Below are 25,030 nucleotides of genomic sequence, written 5' to 3'. Positions count from 1 at the left end.
CGCGGCGGAACAGAAGGAGCGACCATGACAACGACATCGCGAAGCGAAGCGTCATTCTCCCAGTTGCTGCTGAGCTGGATCACCTATCGGGTGTCCCAGATGGCGGCGATCAAGCCGTCCCATCGCGCCAGCGAGATCGCTGCCGCCGCCGCGGCGAGCAACAACCCCTCGGGAGCGTGACATTATCATGCATCATGCCCAGACCGTAAAAACCACGCCGCTGCAATTGGCACTGGCCTGGAGCTTCGCAGGCATCCCCTTGCTTGCCGGTGTCATCCAGACCCTGCTCAACGCGATGAAGCTGTTCCAGTAGGCACGACCCCATGCGCTCGACGGACAGGCCCGCAACGCGCGTCGGCGGCGCGCGGCAATTGATCGCCGATGAGGGCTTTACCTTCTGCATGCTTGCCGCGGTGATCGCCGCTGCGGTTCTTGCATTCGGCTTCGATGCGACCCCGGACACCGTCGTCGCCATGCTTGCGATCGGCGCGGTGACGGCCGTTGCCGAAACCCGCTTGCACCGCCGGCGCTAGGACCGTCCGGCCGCTGCGAACCTGATGTCAGCGGCCTTTGCGCGCGCTCCGCGCCGGCGTTTCCATCACGCGCCGCGCTTGCTCGGCGGCGAGCTCGCGCATGATCGCGATCGCGCTCTGTACATGGTCGTCCGACTGGTCGACCGAATAGACGACATAGGCCGGCATGGAGAACTTCGGCGCGCCGGCCACCAGGTGCAGGTGCCGCGCCTTCAGCAGCGGTTCGACGATCCGGTGCGCGAAGTAGCCGGAGCCGCCGTTTGCCAGAACATGCTGAAGTCCGAGCCAGCCGATATTGGCGGTCAGCGCGGGCCCCGCAAAATTGGGGAAGACAGCGCTGTGGCGGGCATAGAACTCCGGTCCCCAGTCGACATAGACGTAACCTTCCTGCGGCTCGGGGGCGCTTTTGGGATTGGTCGAGACCAGCACCAGCTGCTCCTCGATCAGCAGCTCGACTTTCAGGCCGGGCCGACTTTGCGGCGTGTACATCACGCCGATGTCGATGCGGCCTTCGACCAGCCCCTGCATCAACTCGGGCTCGAGCGCGCTCTCGGCGCGGATGGAGATTTGCGGATTGGCCTCCTGCATGCGCGGCAGCCAGAGCAGCAGAAACTCCTCCCACAGCCCGATGCGGCCGCCAACCACCAACGCCCCGCTAAAGCCCTTGGGAACGCCGACGTCATGCCGGGCCTGCTCGACGGTGCGCACCAGGGTCGAGGCGTGGCGCTGGAATTGGCGCCCGGCTGCCGTCAATGCTGCGCCGGCCTTGTTGCGCACGAACAGCGTGCAGCCGAGCAGTTCTTCGAGGCTCTGGATCCGCGTGCTGACGGTGGACTGGCTGACGTGAAGCCGCTCGGCGGCCGTAATGAAATTGCCCGTCGCGACCACCGTCAGGAATGTACGCGCAAGCTCGGTATCCAAGGGCGGCCTCACATCGACATCGTCGATATGAAAGGCGCTCTCTTGAGGGATGTCAAACCGTAGAAAGGCTGCCTAGCACCCGAGCTTGTCGGCGATTCCGCCAAAATCCTTGGCGACGATGTCCCAATTGCCCGTGGCCTCGAAATCGACCTTCTTGAGCGGACCGTATTCGGTCGGCCGCGCCACGAAGGCGGTCAACCCGATCTTCTGCGCGGCGGCGATATCGCCGATGCCGACCGTCTCGCCGGCCGATGTCCTGATCGACCCCGGGTCTGAGCTATCAGCGCGACCGCTCCTGGAGGGAGCGCAACAGCCTGCTGGCCTCCGGACGATCACCACCGTCCGGCTGACCGACAAAAAATTGCAGTTCGTGATGCAGGAGCGTCCGGGCGCGCTCGGTCTCTCCTTTGGCGGCGAGCAGGCGCGCAAGACCCTCCGCGGCACGCAGGCCAAATCCGTGCTGGCCACGACGCTTGGCAAGCGCGAGCGCCAGCTCGAAGTTCCGCTCGGCCAGCGAAGTGTCGTTGATCTGCGCATGTGCGGCAAATCGCCCTTCGATACGCAGGCACTCGGCCTCGTACCAGTAGTTGCCGCCCCGCCCGAAGACGTTGCGCACCTGATCGAGACAACGCCGTGCGTCTGCCAGACGGTCGGCGCGGACATAGGCCTCTGCCAACCAGCAGAGATAAGTGGGCAGCCAATAGACGAGGTGCGCCGTCTGCAGGAAATCGCGCTGCTTCTCAAGCAGATCGATGCCTTCCGTGAGGCGGCCGCTTTCAACGTCGGCCCAACCGAGAAATGTCCGTGCCACCGAGACCCAGAGCGGCAGCTCCCGTCTGATCGCCCCATCGAGCGTCCGCTGGGCGAGCTCCCGCACCGTCGGCACGTCCCGCTCCAGCGTGTAGAGCATGCAGGCGTGGGCATAGGCGTAACCGAGGGTATGGGCATGCGACAATTGGTGCGCGTGTCGAAGTGCCTCTCGGCCGTGCGTGACCGCGTCGGCAACTCGGCCCACCAGCCAGTAGCAGATGCACAGGTTGGACAGGCTCGTGATCTGCACGTCGGTGCCGTATGTCACGGCCGTCGCTCGGTCGGCGGCAGCATCGTAGAGTTTGGCGGCCCGATCGAGATGGACGCACGCCTGCTCGGTCTCCCCGTCGAGCAGCGACGTGCCGAGCAGCCGGTGGCCCACCATCCGATCGGCCCTCGTTCCCTTTTGCTCGGCGAGCGTCAGAAAATCCCGCGCCAGCGTGCCGGCCTCCCGCACGTTGCTTGCAACACGCAAATAAGACCATCTTGCGTACAGCGCCGGAAAGATGCGCGGATCGTTGTCGAGGGCACGGCAGAGCTCGATGGCGCGGCTGCTGACGTCAGCGACCGCATCGGCGCCGAATCCCTGCAGCGCGATCGTGGGCCCGATCAGCGCGATCTGGGCGTTCAGCTCCAGATTGTCCCGTTCAAGTCCCGCCGGAAGCTTCCTGATCTCCTCCAGCGCCATGTTGAGCTCGGCGACCGCTTCCAGATTAGCCGAACGTTGTGCTGCCTGCTGGGCCGCCTTGAGCCGCATCTGTGCCGCGCGGGAGGTGCGCCCGGCCTCGGACAGGTGCTGCGCAAGATAGCCGGGTTCGGTGATGGCAACCTCCGGCAGATGGAGCTCGATCTCCGCAGCCACGCGGTCGTGAAGCTCTCGTCTCTGCCGTTTGAGAAGCGAATAATAGGCAACGTCCCGGACCAGCGCATGCTTGAAGGAGTAGACCTTTTCGTCGTCGTTGCGCTCAAATCCTATCAGCCCAGACGCTCGCAGCCGCTCGAGAGCCGGTTCGAGGCTATCTTGAAGCTCGCCGGCGACGGCAGCAAGAAGCCGATGCGGAAAGCTTCGGCCAATCACCGACGCGAGCTGCGCGACGGCCTTGGCATTGCCGAGGCGCTCGAGACGCAGCATCAGGGAGTCGTAGAGCGCCGACGGCACTTCTGAAGGTCCGCTGGCGCCAGCCGTTCGGACGCCCGGATCGACCTGGCCCGTTTCGAGGGCCGCCGCCGCCAGCTCCTCCACGAACAGCGGCACACCGTCCGATCGCGCCACAATCTGCTGTATCAGCTGACTTGATAGCTGTTTGTCGCGCACGACCGATCCGGCAAGATGGCGGCAGTGCTCATCGTCGAGACGCTGAAGCGCTATACGCAGGATCGTCGGCGACACGTCACCAAGCACGGATGCCCGGCTGGTGACCACTAGGAGATTCCGCGTACCGGCGATCTGGCCGGCAATTCGCTCGACGATCTCGATTGTTGATGGATCGGCCCAGTGAAAATCCTCAATCAGGATCAAGCTGGCTTCGCCGCGCGTTTGCGAGATCAACAGCCGCACCGCCGCATCACGCGTCTTTCGACGCTGCTCCTGCGCGTCGGGAATGATCGCGCCTGACGCCGCCGGCACCGCCAAGCCGAGCATCTGGCCGATCAGCGTCAACTGCTCCTCGTCGCCGCCGGACGTCGCGGCCACGAAATCATGCAGACGCGCCGAATTCGCGTCGGCGTCTCCATCCCTGCCGATGCCGATGCGCTGCTCGAGTGCCCTGATGATCGGGTAAAGCGGCGTGCTCTGATGCGGGGCGGAGGCTTGGATCGCCAGAATCAGGTCGTCCGGCAGCGCGGCCCTTTCGATCAGCTCCAATGCCAGGCGCGATTTTCCGATCCCGGACTCCCCAGTGATCTCCACCGTACGCCCCTGCCCGGTCCGCGCCAGCTCCCACGCTTGCAGCAGCTGGCCCATTTCAGCGACCCTGCCCACCAGGCGCGAGGCATTGCGACGGCGTGCACGATGGCCAGCGCCATCTTCCAACGCCTCGCCCATGACGAGAAAGACCTCGACTTTTCGCGACAGTCCCTTGAGCGAACGCATACCGAGCGGTTGCATGGCGAATTTGCCGCGGAGGAGACGCCTGGTCTCACCGCTGATCACCAGCGAATTGGGCTCGCCCATCTCCAGCAACCGGAATGCGATGTTGGGCGTATCGCCGACGATCTCGGTTGCATCGTGCACATGGCCCGGCCTTGCCTTGCCGATCACCGCTACGCCCGTATGGACCCCGATCCGAACGCGCAGCGGTTCCCGGATCTCCGCGATCGCGCGCTCACTCAGTTCGTGGAGTGCCCGCAACAACACCAGGCCGGCACGGACCGCGCTCTCGGCTTCGTTCTCAGATGCGAGCGGATAGCCGAATTCCGCACGAATGCCGTCGCCGATATAGTTGACGACGCTGCCCCCGGCATTGCTGATGCATCGCGAGCTTATCGCCTGGAACTCCAGCAGGATCTCTCGCAAATCCTCCATGTCACAGCGCTCGGACAGGCCTGTTGAGTCGACCACGTCGCAGAACAGGACTGTCAGCTGGCGGCGTTCGGTTGCTCTGTCGTGAGGGTCGTCCATCACTCATCCCGAAATTCTGAAGCATGTTGCCCGGTTCGACGTCACGGCTCGACTTGGCTCCGCTCCTCTTTCGAAAGTGTGACGCAGATTGGCCATTGCCTCGGCAGAAGTCCACGACACGTTACGCGAGTAATTGGTCAATCCCACTGCCTCAATCGTCAGAGCCCGCAGCTACTGCCGGCTTGTCAGCCTCGGTCAAACCGCTGGACTCGATCCTCACGGACTCAGCAGATCGGCAAAGAACGGATTCAGCATTCGTCCTCGCGGATCTTCCCTTCTCACATGCGCCGAGAAGTCGATCCATCTTGTCCCGTACGCTGCCTCGACGTGGTCCCTGGTGATGAATGGACTCTGGTTCAACAGGGGAATGCCGCCCCTCTTGCTCGCAAATTCATTGAACGCCTTCAAAAACCCGTCCCAAGCCGGCCGGTCCGTATAAGCGTGGATGGGGTCGACCGAAAACACGTCTCCGTCATGCGAGTAGGACAGCAACGAGTGCTCATCCTTCCGGATGAAATAGGAGCCGAGCGCCATGTTGCAGCGGAAGTCATGGTCCTTGAAATATTTTTCGCTGAAGTCCACGTAATCGCGCAGCACATGCAGCCATTCAGAGCGCGGAAATGCCCAGAACGTAAACGCATATCGCGCCGACGGCCGCGTATTGCTGTAGTCGATCGTCTTATCGGGATTGTATAAGGTCGCTCCGCCGATCAGGTGCAAGAACGACATCAACAGCCGGTTGCCAATGAACCACGTGTCGAGCAACGCATCCCTGAGAGGCTTGGTCGGGATGCTGCTGTCGATGAATCTGCCGACGCGGGCTTCCGCAAAATTCCAGAGGTTACGGCGGCTGGCGGCGAACAGCGATCCCAACGGTCCGATCCTGTCGATGGGACGTCGCGTCTGGAAGTACGCCTTTCGTCCGACCGTCCAACAGATCAGGCCTCGCGACGCATCGATGATCCCGTCCACTTCCTTCTCGGTCAGTTCGCCGATCCGGCGCGGCAAATATCTGAAGTGGATCGCTTCCAGCGGCTTGATGCGAAACGTCACCTCGTAGATGACGCCGCACAGGCCGTAACTGGAGCGCATCAGGTACATCAGATGCGGGTCCTTCTCCTCCGATGCTTCCGCCAGCCCGCCGCTGGGCGTCACCCATTTCATCGCTGTGATGTACGAGCCGACCTGTCCGAACTCGCCGCCGTCCAGGCCGTCCTTGGTGTGGCAGCAGGCCGCCGCACCGAGCGTCATGTTCCCGATCTCGATATTGGTCAGAAACTGGAGGTTCATCGCCCGCAATAGCCGCGATGCAGCAATGAACTGGAGACCGGCCTCGGCCGTGAACGTCATGCTGTGTGGATCGATCTTGTGGATGCGGCTCATCCCGGACATGTCGATGATCGTCCCGTCCGAGGACGCGCAAGGCGTCAAGGAATGATAGCTGCCCATCGCCCGAACAGGGCTTGGGTAGCGGTCGGCATCCCTGAGGATTGATTGAATCTCGTCGACGGAGCGCGGTGACCCCAATTGCGCGGGCGAGCTTGTGATCCCGCCGTCGTAATTGCGAACCATATTGCCCATCTGCGTCACCCCCTTGACGGCGAAACACGCAACTTAGGATGGCTTTTCGGTCTTGCCGGCGCCGGTGCCGGCCTGGTTCTCACGAGATTGAAGCGCTTTGTCGCGCAGCTTCGCCGCGCTCACGCAAATTCAGCCGGGTCGCCCGATGCACCCACGTGCTGTACGCTATCCTATCCGACCAAACATTTGGTCGACAGGGAAAATTGCATGCCCGGGCGACCGCAACCGCCGGAAAGCCGCGTTGGCAAACGGCCATTTTGGTGCTATTGAACTGCATTTACTAGTTGCAAATTGAGTTTATTTCACGCCATCGAGTTTGGGAGCGTCAATGTCCCGCGAGAACGATGGTTTTGCCTTCCATCGTGACCTGCTCCAGGCGGTCCTGGATGTTGTCTATCGGGCCATCAACTTCCTTGTCAGATGGGACCACCTGCCGACCCTGCTCGGAGCTGCCAATCTTTCGGTGTTCCGCGACCGGCTGCGCGAGCACAACCTCCACCATACCGGCTATGGCGCGACGTCGCCTGGCTGGAGCACCGGCAATGACCGGTGGCGTTCCGCTGACGGCTCGTTCAACAGCCTCGACCATCCGCGCATGGGCATGGCGGGCGCCCGGTTCGGACGCAATTTCCCGCTGCCGGAATGCGTGCCGGACGGCGTAGACGATCTGCTCGAACCCAGTCCGCGCGAAATTTCGACGGAATTGCTGGCGCGGGACCAATTTATTCCCGCGACCAGCCTCAATCTGCTGGCCGCCGCCTGGATCCAGTTCGAAACGCATAATTGGTTCAGCCATGGGGTGCCCGAGCCGGGAAACGAGTTCAAAATCCCGCTGAAAGCGGGCGACCAATGGCCCAAGAAGGAGCGGCTCGACGACTGCATGAAGATCCGTCGCACGGTTTGCGACGAGACATCGCGTGAGTCATGGCTCGGCGCCACACCGACATTTCGCAATTTCAACTCGCACTGGTGGGACGCCGGGCAGATCTACGGCAGCGATCGCGCGAGGCAGATGCAGATCCGATCCGGGGTCGATGGGAAGATCAGGGTCGGCGATGATGGGATGCTCCCAGCCGATCCAATCCATCCGGGTGCCGATCTCACCGGCTTCAATGACAATTGGTGGGTCGGGCTCAGCCTGCTCCACAATCTCTTCGCGCGTGAGCACAATTACATCTGCGATGGCTTGAAGACCCGGTATCCGGCCTGGAATGACGAAGAACTATTCCAGCGTGCGCGCCTGATCAACGCGGCCCTGATCGCCAAGATCCACACCGTCGAATGGACGCCAGGCATCCTCGGCCATCCTGCGCTGGATTTCAGCATGCACGCCAACTGGTCGGGGATACCATACCGGGTGCTGCGCGCAGTGCTCGGCAAGAACAGCGAGGCCGCCTATGGCATCATCGGCTCTCCGACGGACCAGCACAGCGCGCCCTACGCGATGACCGAGGAATTCACCGCTGTCTACCGCCTGCACCCGTTGCTCCCGGACAAGATGGATGTGCGGCGGCTCGATACCACAGAGCCAAAATCTTGCGACTTGGTCAACATGCAGGGACGCGTCTCCCGCGAGTTCATGCAGTCTCACGGCTTCGCCAACCTGATGTACTCCTTCGGCACCGCTCATCCCGGCGCCATTCGCCTCCACAATTATCCCAACTTCCTGCGCCAGTTCACGAAAGACGGCCAGCCGCTGCTGGACGTGGCCGCGATCGATATCATGCGTGATCGCGAGCGCGGCGTGCCGCGCTACAATCGTTTCCGCGAGCTGGTCGGCAAGAAGCGCGTCAAGACATTCGAGGAAATCACCAGCATCCCCGGTGCCGCCAAGAAGATGCGCACGATCTACAAGGGCGACGTCGACCGCGTTGATCTGATGGTGGGGCTGTTAGCCGAGGACCTGCCGGACGGCTTTGGCTTCAGCGATACCGCTTTCCGCATCTTCATCCTGATGGCATCGCGGCGTCTCAAGAGCGACCGCTTTTTCACCGACGACTACCGGCCGGAAGTTTACACCGACTTCGGTCTGGACTGGATCAACCACAACGGAATGAAATCGGTCCTGCTGCGGCATGTGCCGCAGCTCGGGGCGGCGCTCGAGGGCGTCAACAACGCTTTTGCCCCCTGGAATGTGCTGCGAGGCTAGTCATGGCCCTCATCATCACCATTCCGGGCCTCGTTCGTCTTGCCCTCGTGCGCGATCCGGACGAACTGCTCCGCGTCAACGATGCGGGCGTGGTCGCGCGCTCGCTGTCCGGCCGCGGCGGTCTGTTCAATCGCTCGATCGCGGCAAAGCTCGCGGTTTTCCGCACACGTGATGGTGACATCTGGCCGGCGTTTCGCGACCGGCGCGATGCATTCCGCGCGGCGCATCAGGCGGCGCTCGAATCCGCACTTTCGGATGTCGAGCCGCTGTTGCAGCGGATCGCGCCGGAGATCACCGAACTCGGCAATTACATCCGCGACGGGCACGCACATCGCAGCATGGGCGTCGCTGTTCAGCAAGCGATAGGCCGGCTCTTCTTCGCCGACTATGTTGCTAGCGAGGAGTCCTACGCCGCCGCGCGCACGTTGCAGGCCTGGCTGTCGGCCTGGCCGCTGCGTGCATACTGGATCAGGCGCAGCGGCGCGTTGAAGGCTGCGCTCGATCGAATTGAGGCAGCCTCGCGCGGCGACATGGCTTGCGCGCATGCAACTGCGCTTGCGATGGACAACATCGTAAAGTCGATCGATCTGATGCGCGAGCTGGTGCTTCGCGGCGACAATCTGGCGAAGATCGAACCGCAGGATGCACTGCTTCGCACGCTGCGCGCGCCCGCACGCGTGATCCGCGAAGTGCGCGATGGAGACTGCGTTGGTTTGATCCGGCTGCGGTCACGGACGTTGGTGCTGCTAGCAGTCGAAGACGCCCGCCAGCAACGTGCCTCCGACCCGGGATTCGCATTCTTTGCCGATGCGTGGAATCGTTGCCCCGCGCACAGCATTGTCCCCGCGTTGCTCATCGAGGTCTGGCAGGCGGCAAGGACCAACAAGAAGCACAGCGCGACGGGAACGCCGCCGCAAGGTGGAGTGACAACGTCGCGGCCGGCCTAGCACTTGAGCTTGTCGGCGATTCCGCCAAAATCCTTGGCGACGATGTCCCAATTGCCGGTGGCCTCGAAATCGACTTTCTGGAGCGGACCGTATTCGGTCGGCCGCGCCACGAAGGCCGTCTTCAGCCCGTTCTTCTGCGCGGCGGCAAGGTCGCCGTTATGGGCTGCGACCATCATCACCTCTTCCGGCTTGAGGCACAGCAGGCGCGCGGCGCCGAGATAGGTTTCGGGATCGGGCTTGTAGTGCTCGAACAGCTCGGCCGACATGATGAGGTCCCAGGGAAGCCCTGCGAACTTCGCCATGTTGGTGAGCAGCGCGACATTGCCGTTCGACAGCGGCGAGATCACGAATTTCGTCTTCAGCCGCGTCAGGCCCGCGACGCTGTCGGGCCAAGGGTTCAGGCGGTGCCAACCCTTGGTGAGGTGATCGAGATCGGCTTCGGTCAGGCCTGAAATCGAAAATTGCGCGACCAGCTTTTCCAGCGAGCGGCGATGCAGATCATCCAACATGACATAGCCGCGCTCGGGATGTTTGCGCACGTCATCCATCGAGGCCATGTACATGCCGCGCCAGCCGTCGACCAAGGCGGTCCAGTCGGCGGAGATCCCGCGGCCCTTCGCCCACCACATGAAGTCCGTGATCAGGCTGGTGCGCCAGTCGACGACGGTGCCGAACACGTCGAACACCAGGGCTTTGACGGCGGTGAGGTCTGACACTGGCGCTTCCCTTGATTATTCTTGTTGTCATTCCGGGGCGACGGCGCAGCATCAAGCCCGGAATCCATTTCACCGCGGATACTGCCGTCCGATAAATTCCGGGCTCTCGCTTTGCGAGCCCCCGGAATGACGGAGAACATCAATCCAGGTGGAATTTCGCCAGCTCGCGGTGCTCGGCCTTGATGTAGCGCACGGTGCCGGTGACGGAACGCATCACCACCGTCTCGGTCTCGATCACGCCGTCCTTGCGGAATTTAACGCCTGACAGCAGCGAGCCCGTGGTGACGCCGGTGGCCGCGAACAGGCAGTCGCCGCGCGCCATGTCCTCGATGCCGTAGATCATCTTGGGATCGTTGACGCCCATCTTGGCCGCGCGTTCGCGCTTCTCGTCGGAGTCCAGGATGAGACGGCACTGCATCTGGCCGCCGATGCAGCGCAGCGCAACGGCTGCGAGCACGCCTTCGGGTGCGCCGCCGGTGCCGAGATACATGTCGACGCCGGTGTTGTCAGGGTCGGCGCAGTGGATCACGCCGGCGACGTCGCCGTCGGTGATGAGGCGCACGGCGGCACCGGTCGAGCGCACGCTCTCGATAATGCTGGCATGGCGCGGACGGTCGAGCACGAGAACGGTGATGCCGTCCGGCTTGACCCCCTTGGCCTTGGCGAGGCGGCGGACGTTTTCGGCCGGTGTCGCATCGAGCTCGACGACGCCCTTGTCATAGCCGGGACCGATTGCGAGCTTCTGCATGTAGACGTCGGGGGCGTGCAACAGCGTGCCGCCGTCGGCCATCGCCATGGTGGCGATCGAGCCCGGCATGTTCTTGGCGCACAGCGTGGTGCCTTCGAGCGGATCGACCGCGATGTCGACCTGCGGGCCGGCGTTCATGCCGACCTTCTCGCCGATGAAGAGCATCGGCGCCTCGTCGCGCTCGCCCTCGCCGATGACGATGGTGCCCTCGATCGGGAGCTTGTTGAGCTCGCGCCGCATCGCGTCCACCGCGGCCTGGTCGGCCGCCTTCTCGTTGCCGTGCCCGCGCAGACGCGCCGAAGACACCGCCGCCCGCTCCGTCACACGCACGATCTCCAGCGTGAGAATGCGCTCGAGCAATGCATGCGGCGGGACTGAAATATGGGTCGACATCGGCTCACTCCTTCGAAACAGTTTTGGACGGACATCTCCGCCGCATCAACTCGTAACACCCACAGTTCGTTCGAACCGTGTCTTATTCTTGGAGCATGACCTTTCCGGAAAACCGCTTCACACTTTTCCGGGACATGCTCAGTTCTTCTCGATCCTGATGACCTGCGGCCGTCCGCTGATCACCTTGTCCTTCTGCACGGCCGCGAGCGCGCGGCGCACGGCGTCCTCGTGCGTGGCATAGGTGATGAGGATGACGGGCACCGGTACCGCCTTGCCGTCTGCCGGCGCAGCGCCGCCATTGGGATGGCGCTGCACGATCGACTCGATCGAAATCTTCTGCTCCGCAAGCCGCGTCGCGATCGCAGCCGCGGTGCCCGGGAAATCGCGTGCCAGAAGGCGGATGTAGTAGCCGCCCTCGTGGCGCTCCATCGGCGCCTTCTTGGTATCGCGCAGCTGCGAAATCGGCCGGCCGAACGGATTGGCGCGAATGCCGCGCGCGACATCGGCGATGTCGGCGACGACGGCGGATGCGGTCGCAGCGCCGCCGGCACCGGGGCCCACCAGCGTGATCGGCGGGATGCCCTCGCCATCGATCGTGACCGCATTGGTGACACCCATCACCTGTGCGATCGATGAGGATTTCGGAACCATGGTCGGATGCACGCGCTGCTCGATGCCCTTGGCGGTACGAACGGCGACGCCGAGGAGCTTGAGCCGGTAACCGAGATCGTCAGCGGCACGGAGATCTTCCGGCGCGATGGAGGAGATACCTTCGACATACACCGCGCTTTGAGCAACTTTCGTGCCGAAAGCGAGGCTGGCGAGAATGGCGAGCTTTTGCGCGGTATCGTGGCCGTCGACGTCGAATGACGGATTGGCCTCGGCATAGCCGAGCCGTTGCGCGTCCTTCAGGCACTCGGCGAAGGACAGGCCCTCCTGCTCCATCCGGGTCAGGATGTAATTGCAGGTGCCGTTGAGGATGCCGTAGACCCGGTTGATGCCGGTTCCGGCGAGACCTTCGCGTAACGTCTTGATGACAGGGATCGCAGCGCCGACGGCTGCCTCGAAATTCAGCGCGCCGCCGTGCTTTTCGGCGGCCTTGGCCAGCTTGAGGCCGTGCTTTGCCAGCAACGCCTTGTTGGCGGTGACGACGGATTTGCCGGCACCAAGCGCGGCCTCGACTGCCGCCAGCGCGGGATCGCCGGAGCCGCCCATCAGCTCGACGAAGCAGTCGATGCCGGGATGCGTGGCGAGGGTAAGCGGATCCTTGACCCATTCGATGCCGCGCAGATCGACGGCGCGCTTCTTGGCCTTCGAGCGGGCGGTGACGGCGACGACGCGGATGCCGCGGCCGCTGCGGCCGGCAAGCACGCGCGCCTGCGTTTCGATCAGACGGACAACTTCGGCGCCCACGGTGCCGAGCCCCGCTATGCCCACTTTCAGGGGTGCAACCATGATGCCTTGGAAAACCTGCGGAAGAGAACTTAACGCCGAGTGGCGAGCGGAACGACGTTGTGCAACGTTTCGATGCCGCTTTCAAGGAAGCGGCGCACGCCGCGCGCGGCCTGCCTGATCCGTTGCTCGTTTTCCACCATGGCGATGCGGACATATCCTTCGCCATGTTCGCCGAAGCCGACGCCGGGCGAGACCGCGACGCCGGATTTCTCCACCATCAGGGTCGCGAACTGCATGCTGCCGACGCTGCGGAAGGCTTCCGGCAGCGGCACCCAGGCGAACATCGACGCTTCCGGCGGCGGGATCTCCCAGCCGGCGCGGCCGAACGATTCCACCAGCGCGTCGCGCCGCTTGCGGTAGGTGTCGCGCATCTCCTTGATGCAATCGTCCGGTCCGTTCAGCGCGGCGGTCGCTGCGACCTGGATCGGCGTGAACGCACCGTAGTCGAGATAGGATTTGACGCGGCCGAGTGCCGCAATCACGCGCTCGTTGCCGACCGCGAAGCCCATGCGCCAGCCAGCCATCGAATAGGTCTTCGACATCGAGGTGAACTCGACGGCGACGTCCATCGCGCCCGGCACCTGGAGCACCGAGGGCGGCGGGTTGCTTTCGTCGAAATAAACCTCGGCATAAGCGAGATCGGACAGGATCAGGATCTCGTGCTTCTTCGCGAACGCGACCAGGTCCTTGTAGAAGTCGAGGCTCGCGACATAGGCGGTCGGGTTCGAAGGATAGCAGACGACGAGCGCCAGCGGCTTCGGGATCGAATGCACGATCGCCCGCTCGGCCGCCTCGAAGAATTGCGGCGTCGGCTCCGACGGCACCGAGCGGATCACGCCCCCCGCCATCAAGAAGCCGAAGGCGTGAATCGGGTAGCTCGGATTGGGACAAAGGATGACGTCGCCGGGCGCGGTGATCGCCTGCGCCACGTTGGCAAACCCCTCTTTGGAGCCGAGCGTGCCCACCACCTGGGTGTCGGGATTGAGTTTCACGCCGAAACGGCGGGCGTAGTAGCCGGCCTGGGCCCGGCGCAGCCCGGGGATGCCGCGGGAGGCCGAGTAGCGATCGGTGCGCGGCTTGCCCAGCGTCTCCTTCAGCTTCTCCAGCACGTGCGCTGGCGCCGGCAGGTCCGGATTGCCCATGCCGAGGTCGATGATGTCGGCGCCGGCGTTCCGCGCGGCTGCCTTGGCCCGGTTGACCTGCTCGAACACGTAAGGCGGAAGGCGGCGGATGCGGTAAAACTCTTCCATGGCTCTCTCGGCTCCAGGCAACCGGTCAGGACAGAATCGACAGACCATAACGGCCATGCGGAAAGGCGCCCGCTTCCCTCGCGAAAATTACTCAAGATCAAATACTTAGAGCAATCATCGACGACGGCGACTGAAGTCGTTCGCCCTGACTCTCGGCTGAACTAAGGTCTTTTAGCACGGCGAGGCGGAGGCGCCAGCGATTACCTTGCAGCGCCCTATTTCGCGTCCTTGGTGGCAACCGCCTGGCGGTCGCGCGCGGCAGCAAGCTCGGCCTCGATCTTGGCGCGTTGATCCGGCGGCATGACCGCCTGATCGCGATCCGGCGGCAGATCGTGCACCGGCAGATAGCTACCGGCCTCCCTGGGATGCGCTTGCGCATCGGCAGGCGTCATATCCGCAAGCTGGCTCGAGCAGCCCCCCAAGGCGAGCACCGCCATCAGCAGCACACCACAGATCCACCGCGACTTTTGCAGGTCCCTCAACGCCAACACCAGGGAAATCCCCTACCCGTCCCAAAGCACGGCCCCGGGCAACCTTACCCAAGTCCGCGCCCAAGCTCAAACCATTGCTGCCCAGATGGTGCGAGCGAGAAAACAACCCCGGGTCCACCAAGCCGAGCGGTGCGGCTCGATTGTGACGGAACCAAGAAAATTTGTCGCACTGCAACACATCTTCGAGAGTGTTTAACGCCAACCATGCGAGCTTCGCGGTGACGAATACGGAATGAATCGTTACTGTTCTGCTCATGAGTATGGCCACGACCGATACGCCCAAACCCGAGACGAAGTTCGATGCGGAAGCCTTCGCGATGAATGTCGCGCGGGCGATGGAAAGCGGCGGCAAGGCGCTCGCGGCGTACCTGAAGCCGCGGGAGAGCGGCGAGGTGCAGGATCGTCCGCCGGCGGAGCTTGCCGAGGTCGTCAAGACCTTCACCGCCGTCGCCGAATACTGGCTGTCGGATACGTCGCGGTCCTCCGCGCTCCAGACGAAGCTCGCCAAGGACTATCTCGATCTCTGGGGTTCGGCGGCGCGCCGCATGGCCGGTCAGGACGCCCCGCCCGCGATCGCGCCCTCGCCGCGCGACAAGCGCTTTGCCGATCCGGAATGGAAGTCGAACCAATTCTTCGATTTCCTGATGCAGCTCTATCTGCTCACGACCAAATTTGCGCAGGAGCTTGTGCGCGACGCCGAGGGGCTCGATCCGCTGACCCGCCGCAAGGCCGAGTTCTACGTCCAGCAGGTCACCAACGCGATGTCGCCCTCGAACTTCGTGCTGACCAATCCGGAAGTGCTGCGCGCGACGGTGGCCAGCAGCGGCGAAAATCTCGCTCGCGGGCTGAAGATGCTGGCCGAGGACATCGCCGCCGGCAAGGGCACGCTGAAGATCCGTCAGTCCGATCCGGATAATCTCGTCGTCGGCGTGAACATGGCGACGACGCCGGGCAAGGTGATCTACCAAAACGAGATGATGCAGCTGATCCAGTATGCGCCGACGACGGAGAACGTGCTGCGCACGCCGCTCCTGATCATCCCGCCCTGGATCAACAAATTCTACATCCTCGATCTCAAGCCGGAGAAATCCTACATCAAGTGGTGCGTCGACCAGGGCATCACCGTGTTCGTGATCTCATGGGTCAATCCCGACAAGCGGCTCGGTGCCAAGAGCTGGGAAGACTACATGAAGGAAGGCCCGCTCACGGCGATGGACGTGATCGAGAAGGTCACCGGCGAGATGAAGGTGCACACCGCCGGCTATTGCGTCGGCGGCACCATGCTCGCGACCACGCTGGCCTGGCTCGCCGAGAAGCGCCGCCAGCGCGTGGCGTCCGCGACGTTCTTCGCAGCACAGGTCGACTTCACCCATGCCGGTGATTTGCTCGTGTTCGTCGACGAGGAGCAGATCGCATCCCTCGAGCAGGACATGAAGGCGGCGGGCGTGCTCGAAGGCTCCAAGATGGCGATGGCCTTCAACATGCTGCGCTCCAACGATTTGATCTGGTCCTATGTCGTCAGCAATTACCTCAAGGGCCAGCAGCCGAGCGCGTTCGACCTGCTGCACTGGAATTCGGACGCGACGCGCATGACGGCGTCGAACCATTCGTACTATCTGCGCAATTGCTATCTTGAGAACCGGCTCTCGACCGGCACGTTGGTGCTGGACAACACCTTGCTCGATCTCTCCAAGGTCATGGTGCCGATCTACAATCTCGCAACCCGCGAGGACCATATCGCGCCGGCGGAATCGGTGCTGTACGGCTCCCAGTTCTTCGGCGGCCCGGTGAAATACGTGCTGTCCGGCTCGGGCCACATCGCCGGCGTGGTCAATCCGCCCGCCTCGAACAAATACCAGTACTGGACCAACGACAACGTGAAGTCCGGCAACGTCACCGAGTGGATGAAGGGCGCGGTCGAGCACAAGGGCTCGTGGTGGCCGGACTGGCGGCAATGGCTGGGCACACTCGATCCCGAGGAAGTCCCGGCCCGCACGGTCGGCAGCGAGGCGTTTCCCGCAATCGAGGACGCGCCCGGCAGCTATGTCAGGGTTCGCGCATAGCAGAATCTTCCGCGCTTTCGTATAAGCTCCACGCCTGCGGCAGAAATTGATGAGGGGACCGGGTTATGACGCGTGAATTGTTCTGGCTGACACTGACGGTGGTCCTGACCGGAATCCTCTGGATTCCCTACACCATCAACCGCTGCCAGATTCGCGGTCTCGGTGGCGCGATGGCCAATCCCTCGCGCGCCGACAAGCCGCAGTCGGAATGGGCAAACCGCCTGATGTTCGCGCATGACAACGCCGTCGAGAACCTCGTGCTGTTCGCGCCGCTGGTGCTGATCCTGAACGCGATCGACTATTCCTCGACATGGACGGTGCTTGCCTGCGCCGTCTATTTCTGGTCGCGCGTCGCGCATCTGATCGTCTATGCGCTCGGAATCCCGGTATTCCGCACGCTGGCGTTCACCGTCGGCTTCATCGCGCAGGCCGTGCTGGCCGTCGCGATCTTCAAGGTGGTTTGATCGCGTCTCCGATGGCTTAGCGCCTGCAACAAAGGAGTGAAATCCTCGAAACCTGCCCGGCTGCCGGTGTTGCCAAAGGATGACAGTGCGACAAAAACAGGGATGCCATCCGTGGGAGAGACGAAGGATCGCCAATCCACAGGTATATTTGGTCATCTCATTGATGATTCGGGGCAGACATGAATTGGAAGATTGCATCCGCGCTCGCCGGCCTCTCGCTCGCAGCCGTCACGACCCAGGCCAGTGCCGCCGATCTCGCCGCACGTCCCTACACCAAGGCGCCGCCGATGATCGCGGCGATCTATGATTGGAGCGGCTTCTACATTGGCGCCAACGGCGGCTATGGCTCGTCACGCAATTGCTGGGACCAGACTGTTGGTTTCGCGGCCGGCGTTGCGGAAGGCTGCCATGACGCGACGGGCGCCGTCGCCGGCGGCCAGATCGGCTATCGCTGGCAGAGCAGCGCCTTCGTGTTCGGCCTCGAAGCGCAGGGCGATTGGGCGGATCTCTCCGGCCGGAGCGCCAGCACCGTGGCCGGCGTCGCGAACCGCACCCGTGTCGATGCTTTCGGTCTGTTCACCGGCCAGGTTGGCTATGCCTGGAATAGCGCACTGCTTTACGTGAAGGGCGGCGCCGCCGTCACCCGCAATCGCTACCGCGGCATCGGAACGGGCGGTCTGGCCGGAGCCGAGTTCGACGGTGCCGACGATACCCGCTGGGGCGGCACGGTCGGCGTCGGCATCGAATACGGCTTCGCCCCGAACTGGTCGGTCGGCCTCGAATACGACCATCTGTTCATGGGCCGCCACGACGTCACGCTCACCTCCAACGGCGCGCTGGCGCCGGTCGGCACGTTCTCACGCACCGACCGCATCGGCCAGGACGTCGATTTGATCACCGCCCGCATCAACTACAAATTCGGCGGCCCGATCATCGCGAAGTACTGAGAAAGCCGCTCGCAATCGTCATGCCCGGGCTGGTCCCGCCTGCGCGGCTGAAGTCGCTTCGGCCAGGCGAAGGCCCGGGCATCCACAGTCTTCCTCGACTGCGGCGACGTGGATGGCCGGGACAAGCCCGGCCATGACGAGCAGCGAATGTTGCTCCTACGCCTTCACCGTCGGCTTCATCGCGCAGACCGTGCTGGCCATCGCGATCTTCGAGGTGGTTTGAGATCAGGCCTTGTAGCCCGAAATCAGGCTTTGCGAACGACGAGATGCAGCATGTGCGCCGGCGTCTTGTCAAAACTCTGGATCACGTTCCTGTCCGAGGACAGCGTGATCCATGAACCTGCGCTGGCGTAGGTCGCCTCGAGCCATTCTGGCGACGCATAATTGTAATAGCGCCCGAGACTGTCCCGGCCGTCGCCCTCGCCCATCTTGTAGCTTGCGTAGAACACGCCTGACGGCCTGAGTGCGCGATGAATCCGCGCCAGGATGCCGGCGAGTTCGTCGCGCGGCACGTGCAGGAGACAGGCACTGGCCCAGACACCGTCATAGGCCTCGAACCGCATCGCCTCGACGGCATGACCGAGCCGCTGCGAGGCGATCTCGGCCATTTCAGGCGAGCCGTCGTTGGCGCGCACCGAAAAACCTTCGGCCAGCATCACCGCCGAATGATTGCCGGCGCCACAGCCGAGCTCGAGGATCGAGCCGCCGGACGGCAGCAGAGCGAGAAAGCCTCGCAGCCGCGTCGAGGGCGCCTTCGCCCAGTCCGCATAGGACCGGGCGTTGCTCCGATAGAACTGCAGAGTCGCTTCGTCCACGGTGGCCACTCCGATCAGGGAAACAGCGCGATTTGCTCCAGTCCAGCGGTCTCGGGGAATCCGAACATCAGGTTCATGTTCTGGACCGCCTGACCGGCCGAGCCCTTCACCAGATTATCGAGTACCGAAATCACAATGGCGCGGTTCTTGATCCGGTCGGCGATGACGCCGATCTGCACATAGTTCGAGCCGCGTACGTTCTGGGTCTGCGGCAGCACACCCTTCTTGACGACATGCACGAACGGCTCGCTCGCGTAGGCTTTCTCGAGGGCGGCCCGCAAATCGTCCGGCGTCGCGCCATTGAGCTTGACGTAGGACGTGCAGAGTTCGCCCCGCGACATCGGTATGAGATGCGGCGTGAAATTGATCGTCACCGCGGAACCGGCGGCGACGCCGATCTCCTGTTCGATCTCCGGCGCATGCCGGTGCGTGCCGACCGAATACGGCGAAATCCCCTCGCCCGCCTCGCTGAACAGCGTGTTCTGCTTCAGGCCGCGTCCGGCGCCGGTGACGCCTGACTTGGCGTCGATCACGATATCATCGACGTCGATCAGTTTTGCTTTCGCCAGCGGCACCAGCGCCAACAGCGCTGCCGTCGGATAGCAGCCGGGACAGGCGACCAGCCGCGCCGCGGTAATCTTCTCCCGATAGAATTCGGTCAGGCCGTAGACGGCTTCGCCCTGCAGCTCGAGCGCCTGATGTTCGTGGCCGTACCACTGCGCGTAGGTTTCCTTGTCGCGCAGCCGGAAATCGGCGGACATGTCGAGGACCTTGATCTTCGGGTTGGCCTTCAGCACGGCCGCGATGATCTGCTGCGTGGTGCCGTGCGGCAGCCCGCAGAACACCGCGTCGAGTTTGGTCCAGTCGACCTTTTCCCATTCCACAAGTTTGGGCAAATCCAACATGAAGAAATGCGGAAACACCTCGCTCATCGCCTTGCCGGCATGGGTGTTGGCGGTGAGTGCCGTGATTTCCGCATTCGGATGCCGCGCCAGCAGGCGCACCGCATCGGCCCCGGTGTAGCCGGATGCGCCCAAAATGCCGATCCTCTTCGAACTCATCACACGTTCCTTTCAGGCGTCGCTGGATCGTCTTGGCGGGGTAGAAGGTTGCCGGGTCGCTTCGCCCACCGGACTGGTCTCGCGGCAACGCTCGATCGGTTACTCGTCGGCAAGGCCCAGCATCAGCCGCATGTTCTGCACGGCCGCGCCGGACGCGCCCTTGCCGAGATTGTCGAGCCGCGCGACCAGCACCGCCTGGTGGTATTTGTCACTGGCGAAGACGTAGAGCTCGAGCGTGTTGGTCTCGTTGAGCGCTTCCGGCTCGAGCTTGCCGCCCTTGGTCGCCTCGTTCTGCAGCGGCATCGCCGAGACGTATTTCGAGCCGGCGTAACGCTTTGCCAGTGCGGCCTGGAGATCGGCGCCGCTGGGCTTGCCGGGCAGCGTGTCGAGCTGGAGCGGCACCGACACCAGCATGCCCTGCCGGTAGTTGCCGACCGACGGGATGAAGATCGGCCGCCGCGTCAAGTTCGAGTAGAGCTGCATCTCCGGCAGATGCTTGTGCTCGAATCCGAGGCCGTAGAGCTCGAAGGACGGCGCACTGCCGTCCTCGAAGCTCGCGATCATCGACTTGCCGCCGCCGGAGTAGCCGCTCACCGCATTGACGGTGACGGGATAGTCCGCAGGCAGCAGGCCGGCATCGACGATCGGTCGCAGCAGCGCGATCGCGCCGGTCGGATAGCAGCCGGGATTGGAGACCTTCTTCGCAGCCCTGATCTTGCCAGCCTGATCCGGCGTCAGTTCCGGAAAGCCATAGGCCCAGTCGGGCGCGACCCGGTACGCGGTCGAGGCGTCCAGCACCTTCGGGCCCGACGGCCCCATGCTGTCGATGAGCGCAACCGTTTCCCTGGCAGCATCGTCCGGCAGACAGAGGATGACGAGATCAACCTCCTCCATCAGCGCCTTCTTGGCCGCGGGATCCTTGCGCTTGTCGTCGGCAATCGTCTTCACGACAACGTCGCTCTGCAGCTTCAGCCGCTCGTTGATCCCGAGGCCGGTGGTGCCGGAGCCACCGTCGACGAAGACGGTCGCGGGCTTTGTTGCAGCGCCGGTCTTGGGGGCATTTTTGGTGTCAACGAGACTCATGGCGCGCTCCTTTCGAGCATGTTGGTTTCGGATGCGAAGGCCTCCGGCCTTACGTCCTGCATCAGTTGCGCGATCTCCCTGGCGTCGGCGTGGGCTTGCGCGCCAAGCGCGTTGGCGATCGCCGTATAGTCGGCATCGGACTTGTGCTGGTTGAGCTTGAAGCTGCCTTCGACCTCCTCAATCGTCATGACCAGACCCACGATCCCCTTCTTCAGCCCCTCGAGCCGCCCCGCCGTCATTTTGCCTGAGGTCCACGGCTTCTTCGGCAACAGCCAGTTCTCGAACTTGTCGCTGAGCGTGTCGATCTGCACCGCCAGCTCGTCATCCGACAGGAGCCTCACCGGCCCGCTCAGATGCACCGACTGGTAAAGCCAGGTCGGCACCTGATCCGGCGAGACGTACCAGTCCGGCGACACGTAGGCATCGGGGCCGTTGACCGCGAGCAGCCAGGACGCCGCGCCGCCCGCCAGCTTTAGCAGCGGATTGTGACGGGCGACGTGGAAGGCGGCCTGCGGCGTGCCATCGGCGGCATAGGTCAAATAGAACGGCAGCGGCGAGGCGACCGGCTTGTGGCCGTCGAAGGCGCAGATGGTGCCGAAGCCGCGCGTGTCGGCGAATTTCAGGCTCGCGGCGCGGTCCTGCTTGAAAAAGGGTGGCGTGTACATCCTGGTCTCCTGCTGGCCTCTTTCGGGGGGGCCGCCGGATCAGATCGCGCTGACAGGAGAGAGAATGCCGCGGATCGGATCCAGCGGCAAAGACGATGATCTCAAACGCGATCGACCGCCCAAACCGCTAAAGAGCGGCGGCGGCGACGGGCGAACAAAATGGTCGCGGCGTTGATCATGGCGCGGGGCTATAGGGCCAGTTGCGGTTGGCGTCAAGGTTCGCACGTCACACCACGCGCCAGATCCATTCCATGAACTTCGCGATCACGTCGCCGAACAGCAGGAGCGCCGCCGACCAGATCAGCGCCGAGACGAAATTGGCGGCCTGGAAGCTCCAATAGGGCATCTCGAAAATGCCGGCCGCAAGCGGCACGGAGGCGCGCAAGGGGCCGAAGAAGCGGCCGATGAAGATGCTCGGCACGCCCCAGCTGCGCACGAAGGCCTCGCCCCTGGGCAGGAGTTCCGGATAGCGCGAGAGCGGCCACATCTGGGCAACCTTCTCCTTGTAGCGATAGCCGAACCAGTAGGAGACCCAGTCGCCCAGCGCCGCGCCGATGCCGCCGGCGATCCAGACCGGATAGAAGCTGATGCCACTCGCGCCGATCAGCGCGCCGATAGCGACCAACGCGCCCCAGGCCGGAATCAGCAGCGAGATGAAGGCGAGCGACTCCCCGAAGGCGAGCACGAACACGATGGGAGCTGCCCACGTCTGATGCGCGCGCACGAAATCGGCAAGCGCGTGCGCAAACTGCTCCATTCAAAATTGCCTTTCCGCCTGCCCGAAGGTGCTGCTCGATGAAAAGGACTGGTAAGCCAAGGACTTGTGTGACATCAAGTCACAAAGTCCCGTCCAGACCGGACCGGACCGTCAAATTGCCGGGAATTGATGGGGCTGCGGCGTAAAATCGCCGGGATTGGCTCCCAACCACACCGCCCGGCCCGCCCTGCGATAACCTTTCCAAGTCAGAAGTGGCATAGTCGGCCCAACCGATTCGCCGCTCATGCGGCCCTCAAAACGCATAAAGATATATGTCCAAGCAGTTGAAACCAAAAGCAAAAGACGACTTTTTCGGTGGTGATGAGCCGAAGCCTCGACCCGCCAAGGCGGCCCCGCGCGCGAGCGGCGCCGAGGCCGACTACACCGCGGCCGACATCGAGGTGCTCGAAGGTCTGGAACCGGTGCGCCGCCGGCCCGGCATGTATATCGGAGGCACCGACGAGAAGGCGCTGCATCACCTCTTCGCCGAAGTCATCGACAACTCCATGGACGAGGCGCTGGCGGGGCATGCGACCTTCATCGGAGTCGAGTTGAGCGCGGACGGGTTCTTGACCGTCACGGACAACGGCCGCGGCATCCCGATCGATCCGCATCCAAAATTCCCGAAGAAGTCGGCGCTCGAAGTCATCATGTGCACGCTGCACTCGGGCGGCAAGTTCGACTCCAAGGTCTACGAGACCTCGGGCGGCCTGCACGGCGTCGGCATTTCCGTGGTGAACGCCCTCTCCTCGCTGCTCGAGGTCGAGGTCGCGCGCAGCCAGAAACTCTATCGCATGACGTTCGAGCGCGGGCACCCGAAGGGCAAGCTCGAGGATCTCGGCAAGATCAACAACCGCCGCGGAACCCGCGTGCGGTTCAAGCCGGACACCGACATCTTTGGTGCGAAGGCCGCGTTCAAGCCGCAGCGCCTGTTCAAGATGACGCGTTCGAAGGCGTATCTGTTCGGCGGCGTCGAGATCCGCTGGAATTGCGCGCCCGAACTGCTCAAGGGCGTCGACGACGTGCCGGCGGAAGCGACGTTCCACTTCCCCGGTGGCCTCAAGGATTATCTGGCGGCCGCGATCCATGCCGACACGCTGGTGCATCCCGACATCTTCTCCGGCAAATCGGGCCGCAACGGCGCCCATGGCGCCTGCGAATGGGCCGTCGCCTGGACCGCGGATGCCGACGGTTTTCTGTCTTCCTACACCAACACCGTGCCGACGCCCGACGGCGGCACGCACGAATCCGGTCTGCGCAGCGCGCTGCTGCGCGGCCTCAAGGACCACGCCGAACGCGTCGGCCAGGGCAAGCGCGCGTCGTCCATTACGTCTGAAGACGTGATGGTGGGTGCAGCCGTGATGCTCTCGGTGTTCGTGCGCGAGCCCGAATTCCAGGGCCAGACCAAGGACCGTCTCGCCACCGCCGAAGCGCAGCGCATCGTCGAACAGGCGATGAAGGATCCCTTCGACCATTGGCTGTCGGGCAATCCGAACCAGGCCAACAGGCTGCTCGACTTCGTGGTCGACCGCGCCGAGGAGCGGCTGCGCCGCCGGCAAGAGAAAGAGACCGCGCGCAAGACCGCCGGCAAGAAGCTGCGCCTGCCGGGGAAGCTCGCCGATTGCAGCGATGCCGGTCTGGACGGCTCGGAACTCTTCATCGTCGAGGGAGACTCGGCCGGCGGCAGCGCCAAGCAGGCGCGCGACCGCAAGACTCAGGCCGTGCTGCCGCTGCGCGGCAAGATCCTCAACGTCGCGTCCGCCGGCAAGGACAAGCTGACAGCGAATACGCAGCTCGCCGACCTCGTGCAGGCGATCGGCTGCGGGATGCTCGCGCAGTATCGTGAAGAGGATCTGCGCTATCAGCGCATCATCATCATGACCGACGCCGATGTCGACGGTGCCCACATCGCTTCGCTGCTGATCACCTTCTTCTACCGGCAGATGCCGCGGCTGATCGACGAAGGCCACCTCTTCCTCGCCGTGCCGCCGCTCTACAAGCTGACCAACGGCACGAAGTCGGTCTACGCCCGCGATGACGCGCACAAGGCAGCACTGATCAAGAGCGAGTTCAACGCCAACGCCAAGGTCGAGGTCAATCGCTTCAAAGGCCTCGGCGAAATGATGCCGGCGCAGCTCAAGGAAACCACCATGGATCCGGCCAAGCGGACCATGCTGAAAGTGGTTCTGCTCGCCGACGACCGCGACACCACGGCGGATTCGGTTGAGCGCCTGATGGGCACCAAGGCCGAAGCGCGCTTCGCGTTCATCTCGGACAAGGCCGAATTCGCCAATGACGACCTGCTGGACGTCTGATCCGCAGGCGCTGCCCGGTCGTATCCCATCCAGAGCCCCGGCATGAAGCCCCGGGGCTCTTTTGTTTTTGGGGCCGACAATCGTCCTACCCCACCTCGACTCGCTGATTCCCGGCCTCGTCGCATCGCGAGTCGGCCAACGACTCACCCAGCCAAGCTGATGCAGGATTGCCTCCATTTCGGACAAAGCCGGATTTGCTAACGAGAAGTTACCAAAACACAGATCGCGAAATTCTGAATAACACGT

At 63.4% G+C, this 25,030-nt stretch carries 22 protein-coding genes and 1 pseudogene; 9 read left to right on the top strand and 14 right to left on the bottom strand.

Features of this window, described 5'->3' with window-relative positions; all coding sequences use genetic code 11:
- The first annotated feature begins 24 nt into the window (after positions 1–24).
- From ABIB66_RS14600 to ABIB66_RS14590, 3 genes are read left to right on the top strand one after another with little or no spacing between them, the layout of a single operon-like run.
- The gene (locus ABIB66_RS14600) at positions 25–180 is read left to right on the top strand and encodes a hypothetical protein (protein WP_275171965.1); all 156 of its coding nucleotides are present in this window, start codon (positions 25–27) and stop codon (positions 178–180) included.
- A gap of 7 nt (positions 181–187) precedes the next feature.
- Positions 188–313 carry an MFS transporter small subunit gene (locus ABIB66_RS14595; protein WP_275171964.1) on the top strand — a complete coding sequence of 42 codons (126 nt, stop codon included), beginning with the start codon at positions 188–190 and terminating at the stop codon, positions 311–313.
- Positions 314–323: 10 nt separating this feature from the next.
- Positions 324–533 (top strand): hypothetical protein, encoded by a 210-nt coding sequence (locus tag ABIB66_RS14590; protein ID WP_354203643.1) that lies wholly within the window; start codon positions 324–326, stop codon positions 531–533.
- Positions 534–560: 27 nt separating this feature from the next.
- On the opposite strand, the gene ABIB66_RS14585 is transcribed toward ABIB66_RS14590, so the two are convergent.
- From ABIB66_RS14585 to ABIB66_RS14570, 4 genes and pseudogenes are all read right to left on the bottom strand, one after another.
- A complete protein-coding gene (locus ABIB66_RS14585; RefSeq protein ID WP_354203645.1) occupies positions 561–1,454 on the bottom strand; it encodes a LysR family transcriptional regulator in 894 nt (297 codons plus the stop codon).
- Between the two features lie 72 nt (positions 1,455–1,526).
- Positions 1,527–1,682 (bottom strand): annotated as a pseudogene (locus ABIB66_RS14580) (haloacid dehalogenase type II); the annotation flags it as partial.
- 52 nt (positions 1,683–1,734) lie between these two features.
- On the bottom strand, positions 1,735–4,884 hold the full coding sequence (locus tag ABIB66_RS14575; RefSeq protein WP_354203647.1) for an ATP-binding protein: 3,150 nt from the start codon (positions 4,882–4,884) through the stop codon (positions 1,735–1,737).
- Between the two features lie 216 nt (positions 4,885–5,100).
- The gene (locus ABIB66_RS14570; protein ID WP_354203649.1) at positions 5,101–6,465 is read right to left on the bottom strand and encodes an FAD-binding protein; all 1,365 of its coding nucleotides are present in this window, start codon (positions 6,463–6,465) and stop codon (positions 5,101–5,103) included.
- Positions 6,466–6,793: 328 nt separating this feature from the next.
- Between ABIB66_RS14570 and ABIB66_RS14565 the strand changes: the two genes are divergently transcribed.
- On the top strand, positions 6,794–8,614 hold the full coding sequence (locus tag ABIB66_RS14565; protein WP_354203651.1) for a peroxidase family protein: 1,821 nt from the start codon (positions 6,794–6,796) through the stop codon (positions 8,612–8,614).
- 2 nt (positions 8,615–8,616) lie between these two features.
- Complete coding sequence (locus tag ABIB66_RS14560; protein ID WP_354203653.1) at positions 8,617–9,561, top strand: hypothetical protein; 945 nt, start codon at positions 8,617–8,619, stop codon at positions 9,559–9,561.
- On the opposite strand, the gene ABIB66_RS14555 is transcribed toward ABIB66_RS14560, so the two are convergent.
- The 5 genes from ABIB66_RS14555 to ABIB66_RS14535 form a co-directional block, all read right to left on the bottom strand.
- On the bottom strand, positions 9,558–10,277 hold the full coding sequence (locus ABIB66_RS14555) for a haloacid dehalogenase type II (RefSeq protein ID WP_354054757.1): 720 nt from the start codon (positions 10,275–10,277) through the stop codon (positions 9,558–9,560). The two genes, ABIB66_RS14560 and ABIB66_RS14555, sit on opposite strands and share 4 nt — an antisense overlap.
- 139 nt (positions 10,278–10,416) lie before the next feature.
- Positions 10,417–11,418: a class II fructose-bisphosphatase gene (gene glpX, locus ABIB66_RS14550; protein WP_354054759.1), complete on the bottom strand. Its 1,002-nt coding sequence runs from the start codon at positions 11,416–11,418 to the stop codon at positions 10,417–10,419.
- A gap of 138 nt (positions 11,419–11,556) precedes the next feature.
- Positions 11,557–12,873, bottom strand: coding sequence for a homoserine dehydrogenase (locus ABIB66_RS14545; protein ID WP_354203656.1), 1,317 nt, complete (start codon positions 12,871–12,873; stop codon positions 11,557–11,559).
- 29 nt (positions 12,874–12,902) lie between these two features.
- On the bottom strand, positions 12,903–14,123 hold the full coding sequence (locus tag ABIB66_RS14540) for an LL-diaminopimelate aminotransferase (protein ID WP_354203658.1): 1,221 nt from the start codon (positions 14,121–14,123) through the stop codon (positions 12,903–12,905).
- A gap of 215 nt (positions 14,124–14,338) precedes the next feature.
- On the bottom strand, positions 14,339–14,614 hold the full coding sequence (locus tag ABIB66_RS14535) for a hypothetical protein (protein WP_354203660.1): 276 nt from the start codon (positions 14,612–14,614) through the stop codon (positions 14,339–14,341).
- Positions 14,615–14,868: 254 nt separating this feature from the next.
- Between ABIB66_RS14535 and ABIB66_RS14530 the strand changes: the two genes are divergently transcribed.
- From ABIB66_RS14530 to ABIB66_RS14520, 3 genes are all read left to right on the top strand, one after another.
- Positions 14,869–16,677, top strand: coding sequence for a PHA/PHB synthase family protein (locus ABIB66_RS14530; RefSeq protein ID WP_354203662.1), 1,809 nt, complete (start codon positions 14,869–14,871; stop codon positions 16,675–16,677).
- 65 nt (positions 16,678–16,742) lie between these two features.
- A complete protein-coding gene (locus tag ABIB66_RS14525) occupies positions 16,743–17,141 on the top strand; it encodes an MAPEG family protein (RefSeq protein ID WP_275171950.1) in 399 nt (132 codons plus the stop codon).
- Positions 17,142–17,320: 179 nt separating this feature from the next.
- Positions 17,321–18,088 (top strand): outer membrane protein, encoded by a 768-nt coding sequence (locus tag ABIB66_RS14520; RefSeq protein ID WP_354203664.1) that lies wholly within the window; start codon positions 17,321–17,323, stop codon positions 18,086–18,088.
- 245 nt (positions 18,089–18,333) lie between these two features.
- On the opposite strand, the gene ABIB66_RS14515 is transcribed toward ABIB66_RS14520, so the two are convergent.
- From ABIB66_RS14515 to ABIB66_RS14495, 5 genes are all read right to left on the bottom strand, one after another.
- Positions 18,334–18,903 (bottom strand): class I SAM-dependent methyltransferase, encoded by a 570-nt coding sequence (locus ABIB66_RS14515; RefSeq protein WP_354203666.1) that lies wholly within the window; start codon positions 18,901–18,903, stop codon positions 18,334–18,336.
- Positions 18,904–18,917: 14 nt separating this feature from the next.
- The gene (gene argC, locus ABIB66_RS14510) at positions 18,918–19,964 is read right to left on the bottom strand and encodes an N-acetyl-gamma-glutamyl-phosphate reductase (protein ID WP_354203668.1); all 1,047 of its coding nucleotides are present in this window, start codon (positions 19,962–19,964) and stop codon (positions 18,918–18,920) included.
- A 99-nt stretch (positions 19,965–20,063) separates the two neighbouring features.
- A complete protein-coding gene (argC, locus tag ABIB66_RS14505; protein WP_354203670.1) occupies positions 20,064–21,047 on the bottom strand; it encodes an N-acetyl-gamma-glutamyl-phosphate reductase in 984 nt (327 codons plus the stop codon).
- Positions 21,044–21,712 (bottom strand): FMN-binding negative transcriptional regulator, encoded by a 669-nt coding sequence (locus ABIB66_RS14500; protein ID WP_354203672.1) that lies wholly within the window; start codon positions 21,710–21,712, stop codon positions 21,044–21,046. The genes argC (ABIB66_RS14505) and ABIB66_RS14500 overlap by 4 nt, the downstream gene beginning before the upstream one ends.
- Positions 21,713–21,938: 226 nt before the next feature.
- Positions 21,939–22,469 (bottom strand): DedA family protein, encoded by a 531-nt coding sequence (locus ABIB66_RS14495; RefSeq protein WP_275171944.1) that lies wholly within the window; start codon positions 22,467–22,469, stop codon positions 21,939–21,941.
- 272 nt (positions 22,470–22,741) lie between these two features.
- Here ABIB66_RS14495 and parE point away from each other — a divergent pair, with 272 nt between their 5' ends.
- Positions 22,742–24,784 carry a DNA topoisomerase IV subunit B gene (gene parE / locus ABIB66_RS14490; RefSeq protein WP_275171943.1) on the top strand — a complete coding sequence of 681 codons (2,043 nt, stop codon included), beginning with the start codon at positions 22,742–22,744 and terminating at the stop codon, positions 24,782–24,784.
- Positions 24,785–25,030 lie beyond the last annotated feature (246 nt).

The organism is Bradyrhizobium sp. F1.13.3 (assembly GCF_040548265.1).
Classification (GTDB): Bacteria; Pseudomonadota; Alphaproteobacteria; order Rhizobiales; family Xanthobacteraceae; genus Bradyrhizobium.
Note: the sequence above shows the minus strand (reverse complement) of the source record. Positions and strands in the feature narration are given on the sequence as shown.